General features: G+C 72.6%; 14 protein-coding genes and 1 pseudogene. 4 read left to right on the plus strand and 11 right to left on the minus strand.

Going from position 1 to position 13,787, the window contains the following annotated elements; translation table 11 throughout:
• Positions 1-3: 3 nt before the first annotated feature.
• Together G443_RS22490 and G443_RS22495 are read right to left on the minus strand one after the other, a co-directional pair.
• Positions 4-921 carry an SPFH domain-containing protein gene (locus G443_RS22490; protein ID WP_026418470.1) on the minus strand — a complete coding sequence of 306 codons (918 nt, stop codon included), beginning with the start codon at positions 919-921 and terminating at the stop codon, positions 4-6.
• A 116-nt stretch (positions 922-1,037) separates the two neighbouring features.
• Complete coding sequence (locus G443_RS22495) at positions 1,038-1,586, minus strand: GNAT family N-acetyltransferase (RefSeq protein ID WP_051313853.1); 549 nt, start codon at positions 1,584-1,586, stop codon at positions 1,038-1,040.
• A 226-nt stretch (positions 1,587-1,812) separates the two neighbouring features.
• Between G443_RS22495 and G443_RS22500 the strand changes: the two genes are divergently transcribed.
• Entirely contained in the window at positions 1,813-2,202 is a 390-nt protein-coding gene (locus G443_RS22500; RefSeq protein ID WP_026418469.1) for a VOC family protein, read from the plus strand.
• 107 nt (positions 2,203-2,309) lie between these two features.
• Here the strand turns inward: G443_RS22500 and G443_RS22505 are convergent, their stop codons facing one another.
• The gene (locus tag G443_RS22505; protein WP_051313852.1) at positions 2,310-2,906 is read right to left on the minus strand and encodes a class I SAM-dependent methyltransferase; all 597 of its coding nucleotides are present in this window, start codon (positions 2,904-2,906) and stop codon (positions 2,310-2,312) included.
• Between the two features lie 130 nt (positions 2,907-3,036).
• Here G443_RS22505 and lepA point away from each other — a divergent pair, with 130 nt between their 5' ends.
• Positions 3,037-4,884: a translation elongation factor 4 gene (gene lepA, locus G443_RS22510; RefSeq protein ID WP_026418468.1), complete on the plus strand. Its 1,848-nt coding sequence runs from the start codon at positions 3,037-3,039 to the stop codon at positions 4,882-4,884.
• Positions 4,885-4,956: 72 nt separating this feature from the next.
• On the opposite strand, the gene G443_RS22515 is transcribed toward lepA, so the two are convergent.
• Positions 4,957-6,204 (minus strand): MAB_1171c family putative transporter, encoded by a 1,248-nt coding sequence (locus G443_RS22515; protein ID WP_026418467.1) that lies wholly within the window; start codon positions 6,202-6,204, stop codon positions 4,957-4,959.
• Positions 6,197-6,697, minus strand: a complete 501-nt coding sequence (locus tag G443_RS22520) for an ImmA/IrrE family metallo-endopeptidase (RefSeq protein ID WP_051313851.1) — start codon at positions 6,695-6,697, stop codon at positions 6,197-6,199. Before G443_RS22520 ends, G443_RS22515 begins: the two co-directional genes overlap by 8 nt.
• Positions 6,698-7,080: 383 nt before the next feature.
• On the opposite strand from G443_RS22520, the gene G443_RS22525 reads away from it, so the two are divergent.
• Positions 7,081-7,734: an MOSC domain-containing protein gene (locus G443_RS22525; protein ID WP_035274310.1), complete on the plus strand. Its 654-nt coding sequence runs from the start codon at positions 7,081-7,083 to the stop codon at positions 7,732-7,734.
• A 64-nt stretch (positions 7,735-7,798) separates the two neighbouring features.
• Here the strand turns inward: G443_RS22525 and G443_RS22530 are convergent, their stop codons facing one another.
• Positions 7,799-8,344: a GNAT family N-acetyltransferase gene (locus G443_RS22530; protein ID WP_026418465.1), complete on the minus strand. Its 546-nt coding sequence runs from the start codon at positions 8,342-8,344 to the stop codon at positions 7,799-7,801.
• A gap of 430 nt (positions 8,345-8,774) precedes the next feature.
• Between G443_RS22530 and G443_RS22535 the strand changes: the two genes are divergently transcribed.
• A complete protein-coding gene (locus tag G443_RS22535; RefSeq protein ID WP_051313850.1) occupies positions 8,775-9,041 on the plus strand; it encodes a hypothetical protein in 267 nt (88 codons plus the stop codon).
• A gap of 134 nt (positions 9,042-9,175) precedes the next feature.
• Here G443_RS22535 and G443_RS22540 read toward each other — a convergent pair whose 3' ends face one another.
• The 5 genes and pseudogenes from G443_RS22540 to G443_RS22560 form a co-directional block, all read right to left on the minus strand.
• Positions 9,176-9,955 carry an enoyl-CoA hydratase-related protein gene (locus tag G443_RS22540; protein WP_026418464.1) on the minus strand — a complete coding sequence of 260 codons (780 nt, stop codon included), beginning with the start codon at positions 9,953-9,955 and terminating at the stop codon, positions 9,176-9,178.
• Between the two features lie 126 nt (positions 9,956-10,081).
• On the minus strand, positions 10,082-10,813 hold the full coding sequence (locus tag G443_RS22545) for a sirohydrochlorin chelatase (protein WP_051313849.1): 732 nt from the start codon (positions 10,811-10,813) through the stop codon (positions 10,082-10,084).
• 46 nt (positions 10,814-10,859) lie between these two features.
• Complete coding sequence (locus tag G443_RS22550; RefSeq protein WP_026418462.1) at positions 10,860-11,750, minus strand: ABC transporter permease; 891 nt, start codon at positions 11,748-11,750, stop codon at positions 10,860-10,862.
• A pseudogene (locus G443_RS22555) lies at positions 11,737-12,405 on the minus strand (ABC transporter ATP-binding protein); the annotation flags it as partial. The gene G443_RS22550 and the pseudogene G443_RS22555, both read right to left, overlap by 14 nt.
• Positions 12,406-12,688: 283 nt before the next feature.
• The gene (locus G443_RS22560) at positions 12,689-13,777 is read right to left on the minus strand and encodes an ABC transporter substrate-binding protein (protein WP_026418460.1); all 1,089 of its coding nucleotides are present in this window, start codon (positions 13,775-13,777) and stop codon (positions 12,689-12,691) included.
• Positions 13,778-13,787: the final 10 nt, after the last annotated feature.

The following is a 13,787-nucleotide window of genomic DNA, read 5'->3' on the forward strand; positions in this document are numbered from 1 at the left end:
TGATCAGTTGTAGAGGGAGCCCGTGTTGACCACCGGCTGGGTGGCCCTGTCGCTGCACAGCACCGTCAGAAGATTGCTGACCATCGTCGCCTTCCGTTCCTCGTCGAGCTCGACCATGCCCTGCTCGGCGATCTTCGCAAGGGCCATGTCGACCATGCCCACCGCGCCCTCGACGATGCGGGACCTCGCCGCGACCACGGCGTTCGCCTGCTGTCGCTGCAGCATGACCTGCGCGATCTCCGGGGCGTATGCCAGGTGGGTGATGCGGGACTCGATGACCCGCACGCCGGCCGACTCCACCCGGGCGGAGATCTCGGCGGAGAGCTGCTCGGTGATCTTCTCGGCGTTGTCGCGCAGGGAGAACGCCGAGTCGTCGGGGTTGTCGTAGGGATAGCTGGTGGCGATGTGCCGCACGGCGGCCTCGGTCTGGGTCTCCACGAACATCACGAAGCTGTCGACCTCGAAGGAGGCCCGGGCGCTGTCCTCCACCTGCCAGACGACGACGGCCGCGATCTCCACCGGGCTCCCGTCGGCGTCGTTGACCTTCATGACGGAGGTCTCGAAGTTGCGGATGCGCAGGGAGACCCGGGCCCTGCTGGTGAAGGGGTTGACCCACTGGAGGCCGTCCCGGCGGACCGTCCCCGTGTAGCGGCCGAGGAACTGGACGACCCGTGCCTCGTTGGGTTGGACCATCACCAGGCCGGGACCGAGGAGGGCGGCGGCCACCAGGGCGACGACGCCGATGCCGATCAGGACCCCCGACCCGTTCACGCCGGCGGCGATCGCACCGCCCCCTCCGAGGACCAGCACGGTCAGGGCGCCGGCCACCGGGAGGCCGGGGAGGCTGAAGGCGGTCCGCTCGCGGTACTGGGGGGAGGGCATGGGCACCCTCTCCGCGACGGCCTGCGGTGAAGTGGTCATGGTGGACGCCCTTTCCTGCGAGCGACTGATCATCTAGCAAGATGATATCACTTTTTCGGGTTGCCCGCCGTCACCTCGGTCAGGAGTCCGCCGTCACCTCGCTGGGGCCGTGGCGGTCACCTCGTTCGGGACGAGGCGAGCGGGCTGCCATCCGGCTCGCCCGTCCGGGGCTCGACGGCGCCGTCCGCCTCGATCGGGCTGGCCGCGGCCCCGGCGATGTCCTTGCTCAGCCGGACATCCTCCTCTTGGTACCCCAGGGCCGCGTACAGCGACCGCGCGCGGTGGTTGGCGGCCCCCGTCTCCAGGCTCAGCCGGCGCAGACCCCGGGTCCGTCCCCACTCCTCGGCCGTGCGCACCAGTGCGCTCCCGATGCCCCGCCCCTCCAGCCCCTCGTCCACCACCAGCTCGGCGACGTGGACCTCGGCGGTGCCGGTGAAGTGTCGGCGCTCGCTGACGGTCACCACGCCGGCGACGCGGCCGTCGACCTCCGCGACGAACGCCGGGCTCAGGTCGCTGGTGGCCAGGTCCAGGGACCGGGCCAACCAGTCCCGCGCGGTCGCCGTGACGGCCCCGGGGTCACGCCACTCCGCGACACCCTCCCGCAGGCGATGGGCCAGTGCCAGGCAGGCCGGGCGGTCGGCGGAGGTGTACCGGCGTACGCGCACGAGGTTCCCTTTCGCTGGGGCCGCTGCCCGGACAGAACGGACAGAACGGGGGTGATCAGTCTGGCAACGGAATGCCGGTCGATCAACGTGAGGGCGTCGACGGCGTCGCGATGGGCAGGAGCGCCGCCTCTCGTGACCACCTCGGGCGCCTCCTGGGGGAGCATGGACGAGGACCCCCGGGCCGTCGGCGCCGACGGCCCGTCGACATCCGAGGGAGGGAGCCCCGATGGAGGTTCTCGGCAGCCGGGTGCTGGTGCGCCCCGTCGACCGCGACCGCAGCCTCCGGTTCTACCGGGACGCGTTGGGACTGGCGATCCACCGGGAGTTCCCCGGCGGGACGGTGTTCTTCCTCGGCAACGGGTTCCTGGAACTCTCCGGACGGGGAACTGGTTCGTCCGCTCCGGACGTCGCGATCTGGGTGCAGGTCCGCGACCTCGCGGACACCGAGGCCGAGCTCACCCGTCGCGGGGTCCCGGTGCTGCGGGAACCCCGGACCGAGCCCTGGGGGCTCCGGGAGATGTGGATCGCCGACCCGGACGGCCTGCGCATCGTGCTCGTGGAGATCCCCTCCGACCACCCCCTGCGCCGCGACACCCGGTCCGACCCGGAGCCCTGACCGGGGCACGCCGTGCGTTCCGGGCGGGCCCCGCCAGCGATCGGCGGCACGGAGCCATCGATCCGCTCGACCAGGACGAACGGGACCCCGCGCCGGGGCCGTCGTCGTCACCCGGCGCGGGTCCCGATGATCTCCACGGAACCGCCGACGCCCCTGTCGTCGATGTCGACCTCCACCGAGGTGAAACCGCAGGCCGTCAGCTCGTCGGGGATCTCGTCCAGGACGTTGCCGAGCACGCCCCGGTGCGCGGAGAGCACGAGCCGGCCGTGCGGGCGGAGCACCCGGCGCACCTCGGTGAACCCGGCCCTCCTGTCCGGCCACAGGTGCACGTTGTTCACCGAGATCGCGATGTCGACCGAGTCGTCGGCCTCACCGAGCTCCGCGGCGGTTCCCAGGTGCAGGCGCATCTGGCCGGATCGCACCCGCTCCGCGCAGCGGGCCAGCGCGGTTCGCACCATGATCCGGGACGGGTCGACGCCGACGACGTGACCACGCCACGCCGCCTCGGCCGCGGCGAGGAGACCGACACCCGGTCCGAAGCCGATGACGAGGACCGTGTCCCTGGGCGCCGGGTCGGCGAGGAGCACCGCGTGGCGCTCCACGGAGCGGTTCAGCCAGGACATCAGCAGTCCGCCCAGCCTGCCAGGCAGGCCGCGCGGCTCCCCGAACGCCGCCCGCCCCAACACCGAGCGGTGCCTTCCCACCCGTCCATGACAGCACAGGGCGTCCGGGAGCACCGGACAGGCGACCGGGAGGACACACGCCGCACCCGGACGGTGTCATGGGACGATGGGAGCGTCCACCCTTCCGCCCGACCGCGCGAGGAAGCTTGCATTGAGCACGTTCGCAGACACGACCTTCACCTCGCCGGAACTCATCCGGAACTTCTGCATCATCGCGCACATCGACCACGGCAAGTCGACCCTGGCCGACCGGATGCTCCAGCTCACCGGGGTCGTCGAGGACCGCGCCATGCGCGCCCAGTACCTCGACCGGATGGACATCGAGCGGGAACGCGGCATCACCATCAAGGCGCAGAACGTGCGCCTGCCGTGGCGGGTCGACGGCCAGGACCACGTGCTGCACCTGATCGACACACCGGGTCACGTGGACTTCACCTACGAGGTCAGCAGGTCCCTGGCCGCCTGCGAGGGCGCGATCCTGCTGGTCGACGCGGCGCAGGGCATCGAGGCGCAGACCCTGGCCAACCTCTACCTGGCGCTGGAGCACGACCTCACGATCATCCCCGTGCTCAACAAGATCGACCTGCCCGCCGCCGAGCCGGAGAAGTACGCCGCCGAGCTGGCGCACATCATCGGCTGCGAACCCAGCGACGTGCTCAAGGTGTCGGCGAAGACGGGGATGGGAGTCGGTGAGCTGCTGGACGAGGCGGTGCGGCAGATCCCGCCGCCCACCGGCCAGACCGACTCCCCGGCCCGGGCGATGATCTTCGACTCCGTCTACGACACCTACCGGGGCGTCGTGACCTACATCCGGGTCGTCGACGGCCGGATCATGCCCCGGGAACGCATCAGGATGATGTCCACCGGCGCGACGCACGAGCTGCTCGAGGTCGGCATCATCAGCCCCGAGCCCAAGCCCTGCCCCGGCTTGGGCGTGGGTGAGGTCGGTTACCTGATCACCGGGGTCAAGGACGTCCGGCAGTCCAAGGTCGGGGACACCATCACCCTGGAGCGCAAGGGCGCCAAGGAAGCGCTCGGTGGGTACCGGGAGCCGAAGCCGATGGTCTACGCCGGGCTGTACCCGGTGGACGGCTCGGACTACCCGGAGCTCAGGGAGGCGTTGGACAAGCTCCAGCTGAACGACGCCGCCCTCACCTACGAACCCGAGACCTCGGCGGCGCTCGGGTTCGGGTTCCGCTGCGGTTTCCTGGGGCTGCTGCACCTGGAGATCACCCGGGACCGGCTGGAGCGGGAGGCCGGGCTCGACCTGATCTCGACCGCTCCCAACGTCGTGTACCGGGTGCGCCTCGACGACGGGACCGAGCAGGAGGTCACCAACCCCTCCGACTGGCCCACCGGCAAGATCGCGGAGATCTTCGAGCCCATCACCCGCTGCACGGTCATCGCGCCGAACGAGTTCGTCGGTGCGATCATGGAGCTCTGCCAGAGCCGCCGCGGCCAGTTGGACGGGATGGACTACCTGTCCGAGTCCCGCGTGGAGCTGCGGTACACGCTGCCCCTCGCCGAGATCATCTACGACTTCTTCGACTCGCTGAAGTCCAGGACCAGGGGATACGCCTCCCTGGACTACGAGGAGTCCGGCGAGCAGAGCTCCGACCTCGTCAAGGTCGACATCCTGTTGCAGGGTGAGCCGGTCGACGCCTTCAGCGCGATCGTCCACAAGGACGGGGCCTACGCCTACGGGACGCGGATGGCCACGAAGCTGCGGGAGCTGATCCCGCGCCAGCAGTACGAGGTGCCCATCCAGGCCGCCATCGGGTCCCGCGTGATCGCGAGGGAGACGATCCGCGCGATCCGCAAGGACGTCCTCGCCAAGTGCTACGGCGGCGACATCACGCGGAAGCGGAAGCTGCTGGAGAAGCAGAAGGAAGGCAAGAAGCGGATGAAGATGGTCGGCCGGGTGGAGGTCCCGCAGGAGGCCTTCGTCGCCGCGCTGTCCACCGAGGAGTCCAGCGACAAGGGCAAGGGCAAGAAGTAGCGGGAGCGCCCGGGGCCGGGGACCGCACGTCGGTCCCCGGCTCCCGGTGGTCGGCGGTGGACGCCGCGCGGCTCAGCCGGTCGGAACGGGTGAGGGGCTGAGCCGCCCGCTCAACTGGCGGGTGACCGGGTGGTGCCAGGCGCGGCCGACCCGCTGCCACCAGCCGATGTCGTCGGCCAGGGTCTCCTGCCGGTCCCGTCGGCCAGGACGGGCCGCCTCCTCCACGAACCGGTGGTCGTCCTCGTCACGGCGCAGCGCCGCCCTGATCATCACCGCCTCCGCGATGGCCTCCGCGCTCTCCGCGTCCTCCCCGGCGGCCACCGCCTCGGCGTAGGCCCGGTCCCGGAGGCGGGTGTCCATGTGGCCGTGCAGGGCCACCAACACGTCCCAGCACTCCACCACGCGGTGGTAGAGGCGCAGGTCGAGGTGGCGCAGGTTCACCGCGTCCCAGAGGTGTCGGAACCGCTCGGGGACCCAGGCCGGGGCCAGGCAGAGCACCACCCCGGGGCGGGCCGAGGTGAGCGCCAGCCAGAGCGGACCCAGCCGGCGGTAGGCGGCCCGGTGCCGGGCCAGTCTGATCGCGGCCGGCACCCCGGAGGCGACCAGCGGCATGAGCGTCCCGATCCCGTGCAGCAACGCCGAGGTGGCGATCAGGACCCATTCCAGCTGGTACTGGTCGTAGCCGGGCTGCCACCCCGCGAGCACCGCGACCATGAACACGACCTTGTGGACGAGGTAGGCCAGCGCCACGATCGACCCGGCGGTGATGAACCGCAGCCCCCGCCGGGTCCAGGGGCGGGTCCCCGGGTCCCGTGCCCACACGATCGTCAGGTACGTCACCCCGAGCGCCGTGAGACCCATGTAGCAGGCGTAGAGCAGCATCCCCGCCGCCGACCACGGCGCCTGGCTCCAGTCCGAGGTCAGGGCGGCGTGGGCGTCGCCGACGGGGGACAGGACCGCGATCAGCCAGCGTGCCGCGAGCACGCCGAGCAGGACCCACAGGTGTGCCCGCACCCGGCGGTCCCTGGTGGGGCCGGCCTCCCAGACCCAGCAGAGGAAGAAGACCCGCCAGGCGAAGATCGCCACCAGCACCGGGGTGTGCCGGAGGGCGTAGGAGTACTCCCAGCCCAGCGCCTCCACCAGGGCCGGGGTGACCGCGTCGAGTTCGAGGACCAACGCCACGGACAGGGCGATCAGGCCGAGGCACATCGCCCGCAACGCGGCGCGGTGTTCGCTCTCCGAGCGTCGCAGGTGCAGGAGCTTGAGCACCCCTCCGGACAGCACGACCGCGATGACCAGCAGCTGGATGGCGTCACGCATGCCTGACCCCCGGTGGTGCCTCGAAGGCGCCGGCCAGCCGGCCCGCCGTGCCGTGTCGGGTCAGGAGTCGCTGCCCCACGGCTCGCCACATCTCGTACGCCAAGGTCTCCGCCTCCAGTTCCAGCTGGTCCTCGTAGTGCTGTCTGTGCATCATGAGCGGCGGCTGGTTGCCCTGGGTACCGCCGGACAGCGGGCGGCCCCGGTGCCCCAGGAGCATGTGCGCCAGCTCGTGGAACACGGTGTTCTGCCGGTGCAACGGGCTGGCCGTGGCGTCGTAGACGATGAGGTCCTCCTCGCCCCGGCTGATCCACAGCCCCGACGCCACGGCGGCGTACCTGCTCATCGTCGAGGGGACGAGGAGGATGCGTCGTCCCCGTTGGCGTTCGATGGAACTCAGGAAGGCGGTCAGCGACCACGGGACCGGGATGTCCAGGGTGGCCAGCACCGCCTTGGCTCGACGACGGGCGAGGGCCAGGTTCGGCTGTCCCCGCATCACGACTCCCTCCGACACACGGCGGACAGGCGTTGCGCAGGGCGGCGGCCGTGCTGGAGCGGGCGGATCTCGAGTCCGTTCGCGTTCGTCCCCCCGTGGCGCGTCGCGCCAACCCGTACCGTCGTCCTGTGAGTCGACAGTAGTCACCGTGGGTGGTGGTGTCCGCACCGAGTGCTGACGCGTGGCGGTTGGCCCAGACCTTCCGCCCGAACGCCGTACCCGTCGCGGACGCGAGGACGGCGGAGCCGGGACACCCCTCGGTACGGCCTCGGCGCCGGAGGGGTGGCGCCGGAGCGTGGCCCGCCGTGCGCTGGGGGTGGGGTTCCGGGACACCCACCACACCACTCTTGTGGGTGATAAGCGGGGTCTTCTAGATTCGAGCGATGGGAGAAGTGGTCTCGGTCAACGTCGCCGTGGTCCGTCATGGCGCCTGGACCGGGCGGATGGGCAGTTCGGGAATCGACAAGCGGGCCGTTCCCGGGCCGGTGTCCCTGACGGGTGCGGGGGTGGCCGGCGACACCATCGTCGACACCGCCAGCCACGGCGGCTGGTACCGCGCGGCCTACGCGTTCGAGTTGGCCGAACTCCGCTACTGGTCCCAGGAGCTCGGCAGGGAGCTGGTGCCCGGCAACGCCGGGGAGAACCTCACCCTGGACGGGATGGACAGCAGCGACGCCGTCATCGGTGAACGGTGGCGGATCGGGTCGGCCGTGCTCAGGGTGACCGGCCCGCGCACCCCCTGCCGGGTCTTCGCCGGGTTCTGGGAGGCCGAGCGTTTCGTCCGCCGGTTCACCGAGCGGGGCCGGACCGGGGCCTACCTCGCCGTCGACGAGGAGGGACTGGTCTCGGCGGGTGACCGGGTCGAGGTGCTGAGCAGGCCGGCGCACGGTGTCACGGTGGCCGAGGTCTTCGCCGTGAAGCAGCGTCGCCGCCCCGACCTCGTGGACCACGTCTGCCAGGCGCTCGACGACCTGCCCCAGGAGTGGGCGGACAAGGTGCGCGCCGCCCGCGCCGCGGCCACGACGAGCATGGCGTGACCTGGAGGCCGTGACGAGAGGCGGCGGCCCGGGAGCGGCCGGCGTTCACCACGCCACCGCGCCCTCACGTCAGCGGTAGCCGGGCGCCGAGCACGAGGAAACGCGGCCGGCGCAGCCACTGGTAGGGCCCGCTGAGGACCCGGAACCCGCGACGGCGGTAGAACTCCCTCGCCCGCCGGTTGGCGACATTGGCCTGGAGGACGATCCGGTCCGACGTGGTGCTCCCCTCCACCGCGTGAACCAGCGCGGTGCCCAGGCCCTGGCCGTGGTGCTCGGGGCTGACCTGGAGTTCCGCGAGCTCGAAGGAGCCCTCCAACCAGTGGAGGTTCCCGGTGGCCACCAGCGCGGGCCCGACCATCGCGGGCCAGCTGGGGTGCTGGCCGCAGGGCCACCCGACGGCGACCCCCACCAGGCGCGACCGTTCGCGCACACCGAGGGCCAGCAGACCGGGGAGGTCGACGACACGCGGCAGGTAGTTGGCGGTGTGCTCGGCGAAGGGCTGGTCGGCCGCCGCCATCGCCCGCCGGGCCAGGTCGATCACCTCCCCCACCTGGGAGGAGAGGTCGATCGGTTCGATCCTGGCGGAGGGTCGCCCGGCGGGGGAGGTCATCCGCCGCCCCCGATCGTGCCGGCGTCGTTCCCTCGTCCCATCTCGAACCCCTCCCATGCCCTGCCGTGCCCTGCTGGCGGGACCAGGCCCCACACTGGTTCCGCCCCCGGGGGCGGTTCCCGCCAGGCCGACCCTACGGGCGACCTGGTCTCCGAGGACATGGTGCGCTCCGGTGTGCCGCCCCGCCGGAGGAACACCCGGTCACGGCCGCCGTGCGGAACTCCGCCGGCCCCGGGGAGCGCACCTCCGCCCACCGGGTGAGCGCCGAGCGTGGCCCGCGCGGGCGCGACCACCACCTCGGCGGGTCGGCCGGACCCGGCGGGAGGGTGGAACCCGGTCGGACACGCCCCCGGGGCGTCCGGTCGACCACCGCGCGCCGCGCCAGGTGGTACCCGGCCACCCCGAGGAGGGCGGCGCGTAGGCTCCTCCCGTGTTCTCGGCACTGGTCAGCTGGTGGGACGGAGTGGAGCTGTGGATGGCCCAGCTCCCGTTCGTGCTCCAGTTCGTACTGGTCATGGCGGTCCTGTTGCCGTTGGCGTGGCTGGCGGCCTTCGTGATCGACCGGGGCGTCGACGGTGTCTCCGCGCGCCTGCGCCGATACCGGCGGTCCCGCCTTCGACCCGCCGACGGGAAACCGGACCAGCCCAGCGCGCCGAACACCGACACCACCCGGCACCACGAGGGGACCGCCCAGTGAGTTCTTCCCGTCGCGTCACCGTCGTGCTGCTGGGACTGATCCTGCTCGTCCTCGTCGCCTGGGCCTGGCAGCAGTGGGCATGACCGGGGCCGCCGGAACCGACTGGTGCCGCCGCGCGGCCCCACCGGGGTGGGTCACCGGGTGGGGGTGGGCACCCAGGCCGGGGGGCGCTTCTCGGCGAAGGCCCGCATCCCCTCCTGCCCCTCCGGGCCGGCGAAGTGCCCGGCGGACAGGGTGAGCAGGGCGGGGTAGTCGGCCGGGACCTGCCTGGCGGTGGTCTCCCGCAACAGGGCCTTGGTCGCCGTCAACGCCCCCGGCGCCCCCCGCCCGAGCATGTCCAGGTAGCGGGCCACCTCCTCGTCGAGGTCGGCCTCCGGTACGGCGGAGTTGACCAGCCCCAGCGCCGCGGCCCGGTCGGCGCCGAAGGTCTCCCCGGTCAGGAGGAGTTCCGACACGGCGGTGGCGGCCATTCGACGCAGCAGCGGCACGGAGATGACCGCCGGCACCAGCCCCAGTCGGACCTCGGTGAACGCGAAGGTGGCGGTCGAGGCGGCCACGACGATGTCGGCGGAGGCGAGGAGGCCGACGCCGCCGGCCCTGGCCGGTCCCGCGGCCCGGACGACCACGGGTTTCGGGCAGGAAGCCACCAGCTCCATCAGTTCCGGCAGTTCGCGCACGCCCTGCTGGTCGGCGGTACCGCCCCGGGACTCCTTCAGATCCATTCCCGAGCAGAACACCGGGCCGGTGTGGCTGAGCAGCACCACGCGTACCGCCTCGTCCTCCCGGACGGTGAGCAGCAGGTCCCTGAGCTCGCCCCGGAGCCGGGTCGAAAGCGCGTTCCGGTTGTGCGGTGAGTCGAGGGTGAGGACCGCCACCCCGTTCCGCAGCGAGTAGTCGATCAGTCGGTCGGCCATACCGCACGGTAGCCCGGGTGTGACCTCCGGCACGAGTGCCCGAGGGCGGTCGGGCACGAGGCCCGCGCGACCGAGGAGCACCCCACCGCGCTGCCCGGGGCGGTCGAGGACCGTTCCCAGCCCCGGTCAGGCGTAGCGGCGGCGCGGGGGCGCGCACTCGGCGGCGTGGAAGCGGCGCAGCACCAGTTGGGCCAGTTCGATGTCCGCGCCGATCGGGGCGGCGATCGTGGCGTCCGGGGCGAGGTCGCGGACCCGGTCGACGACCCTGGTCAGCAGCAGCCCCGGGGCCAGGAACCAGGGGGCGACCGCGATGCGGCGCGCACCGGCGGCCCGCAGGCGTTCCACCGCCACGTCGACCGCCGGGTCGGCCGCCGCCGCGAAGGCGGGTTCCACCCCGGCCCACCCGCCCGAGGCGGCCCACCGGCTGGCGATGTCGCGGACCAGGGCGTTCGCGGGTTCGTGGGCGGAACCGGCCGCGGCGAGCACGACCCCGGTATCCGGCTCGCGCGGACCCACCTCGGCTTCGGCCAGCCGGCGCAGCACCGACGACTCCAACACGGGATCGGGTCCGAGGACCTCGGCGACGCGGACGTCGACCTCCGGCCTGCCCCGGCGGACGGCTTCGATCGAGCCGGGCACGTCCACACCGGCGTGGTAGGCGTGGGACAGCAGCAGCGGCACCACGGTGACCGGCCCGTCCACCCGGGACAGCACCTCCCCGAAGCGGGGCGCGGACAGCTCCAGGAAGGACAGCCGCACCTCCAGGTCCGGGCGCAACGTCCTGACGACGTCCATCAACGTGGAGATCGTCGCGGCCGAGCGGGGGTCACGACTGCCGTGAGCGACAGCGAGCAACATCGGGCACCACCTCAGCATGTCCTCGTGTCGGAACCGGCCCGCCGGTTCACACCGCCCCGGCCAGGCCGCGGCCGCGCAGCACCCGCCGCTCCACAGGTCGGAAGACGAGCAGTTCAATGCTGATTCCGACGAGGAGGATGAGCAAGATGGCTGCGATCACACCGGACATGCTGTTCATGGCCCTCGCCTGTTCCAGGGTCTGCCCCAGGCCCACCCCGAGCTGGGGCGAGTTCGCGATCAGTTCGGCCGCCATCAGCGAACGCCAGGAGAACGCCCAACCCTGCTTGCAACCGGCCAGGTAACCGGGCAGCGCGGCGGGCAGCGACACCAGGCGGGCGCTCGTGAGGGGCCCGGCGCCCACCGCCTTCCCCACCCTGGTCAACAGGGGAGGGACCTGGTCCAGCCCGGACATGAGCCCGTTCATGATCGAGGGCACCGACCCCAACAGCACCACGGCGTAGATGGTCGCCGGGGTCAGCCCGAACCACAGGATCGCGGCGGGGACCCAGGCCACCGACGGGAGGCTCTGAAGCCCCGTGATGAGGGGGCCGACGGCGTTGCGCAGGAGGGGAACCCTCGCCACCAGCAGCCCCAGCGGCGTGGCGATGATCACCGCGGTGAGGAACCCGAGGACCGCGCGGTGGACCGAGACCCACAGCACCCCCCAGATCTCCCCGTCGCCCACCAGGTCACCCACGTGCTCACCGACCGCGGCCGGAGCGGGGAGCTTGAACTCCGGCCAGATCGCCGCGGCCCACAGGGCCTGCCACACCGCCAACACGGCGAGGACGGCCACGACCGGCGGTACCGCCCTGGTGAGCAGCCGCCGCCACCAGGGCGTCCCGCGCTCCACCGGGGTGTCCAGCGCGTCGAGGCCGGCTGCCACGTCGGCCAGGCCGTCGGCCTCGGCGCGGGAGCCGGTCTCAGTGCCTGCCATGACTGGAGATCACCTCCCGGAGGGCCGTCGTGATCTCCTCGGTGACCTCGGCCTCGGCCACCCCGGTCGGGCCGAGCGCGGCACCGCCGTCACCGCCGGAGGAGCGGAGCGTCCACTCGCGCACCACCCGCCCCGGTCGGGAGGACAGCAGGACCACCCTTTCGGCCAGGCGCACCGCCTCCCGCACGTCGTGGGTCACGAAGACCACCGCCGCCCCCGTCGCCCGCCACACCCGCAGCAGCTCGGCCTGGAGGATGTCCCGGGTGATGGCGTCCAACGCCCCGAACGGCTCGTCCATCAGCAGCAGCGGAAGACCGGTCGCGCCGGTCCTGGTGCAGGCCAGTGCCCTGGCCAACGCCACCCGTTGCCGCATGCCACCCGAGAGCTGGTGCGGACGCCGGGACCCCTGGCCGCCGAGGCGGACCAGGTCGAGCAGTTCCTCGGCGACGGCGCGCCGTGCGGCGCGACCGAGACCGGCCACCCGGAGCGGCAGCTCGACGTTGCGCCTGGCGCTCAACCACGGCATCAGGCCCGGCTCCTGGAACATGACGGCCGGGCGTCCCGTGGACACGTCCACCGACCCCGCCGTGGGCTCGTCCAGTCCGGCCACGAGGTTCAGCAGCGTGCTCTTCCCGCAGCCCGAGGCACCGAGGAGGCAGACGAACTCGCCCGCCCGCACCGCCAGGTCGACGCCGTCGAGCGCGACGACGGAGCGCGGCCCCGCTCCGAACGACCGGCCGACGCCGCGCAGGCGGACCGCGACCTCCCGTTCCGGGCTGTCGGCGCGCTGGGGGGAGGTCGTGGTGTCGGTGACGGCGGTCATGGTGTCTGCCCTCCTGCGCGGCCCCCGGTGCGCACCGGGGAGGCGTCGTCTGTCACGGGTCGCGAGCGGGTACCGGTGCCTGGACCCGGTCCCCGCCGGGTGCCGGCGCGGGTGGTCATCCCTCACCCAGCCCGGCGTCGTCCACCAGGGGCCGGCCGGCCTCGGCGAGCACGTTGTTCAGCGGTCCGACGTCGACCAGGCCGTGGAGGTCCGGGACGGCCGGGCTGAGCCCGGCGGTGACCGCGTCCTCGGCCAGGCGGGGGAACGTCGCGGCCAGCGGGTCGAGGTCCAGGTCGATGTTCTCGAAGGCCCGGTCGAGCACGGCCTGGTCCAGCGGGGCCCCGGCCAGGCGGTCCAGTTCGGCGTTGACCACGGCCTTGGCGCGCCCGAGGTCCTCCTCCACCCAGTCGGTGCTCCGCAGCAGCCCCCGCACCAGGGCCTCGACGGTCTCCGGGTGCTCCCGCAGGTACTGGGTGCGGACGATGAGCACGGTGGTGGGGAAGGCACCCCCGTCCCACAGGTCCCGTTCGTCGACGAGGACCTCGGCGTCCGCCTCCACGACCAGGCGTGAGGCCCACGGCTCGGGGAGCCAGCCCCCGGCCACCGCTCCCTCCCGGAACAGGTTCAGCGTGTCCGGGTTCCTGATGTTCTGCACGGTCACCTGGTCCGGGCCGTCCCCGCTGGGCAGGTCGAGGTCCACCAACCACTTCTTCGCGGCCACGTCCTGGGTGTTGGCCAGCTGGGGGGTGGCCACCGACTCGCCGAGCAGGTCCTCCGGGCCGTCGATGTCCGCCCGCACCACCAGCTGCGCCCCGCCGGAGGTGGCTCCGGCGACCAGCCGGGTGTGGGCTCCACCGGACTCCTGGAACGCGGTGAGGGCGGGGTTGGAACCGATGAAGGTGGCGTCGAGCGAGTCGCCGAGCAACGCGCCGACCGCGTCCGGGCCGGCGTTGAAGGTCTGGGGGACCAGCTCGGTGTCGCCGAGTTCCTCCGCGAAGAAGCCCTCGCTCACCCCGGCCACCGCCGCCGCGTGGGTCACGTTGGGGAAGTAGCCGAGGCGCAGCTCGGCGGCGGCCCCCAGGTCCGCCGGGCCGTCCGCCTCGTCCACCCGGTCGGCGCGGCTGCACGCGGTCGCGGCCAGGAGCAGCGCGGCGCCGACCGCGACGGCGCGGGCGGACCCTCTCCGCACGGGGGTGGTGGTCATGCTCGTTCCC

This window comes from Actinoalloteichus caeruleus DSM 43889 (assembly GCF_000429185.2).
Lineage (GTDB): Bacteria > Actinomycetota > Actinomycetes > Mycobacteriales > Pseudonocardiaceae > Actinoalloteichus_B > Actinoalloteichus_B caeruleus.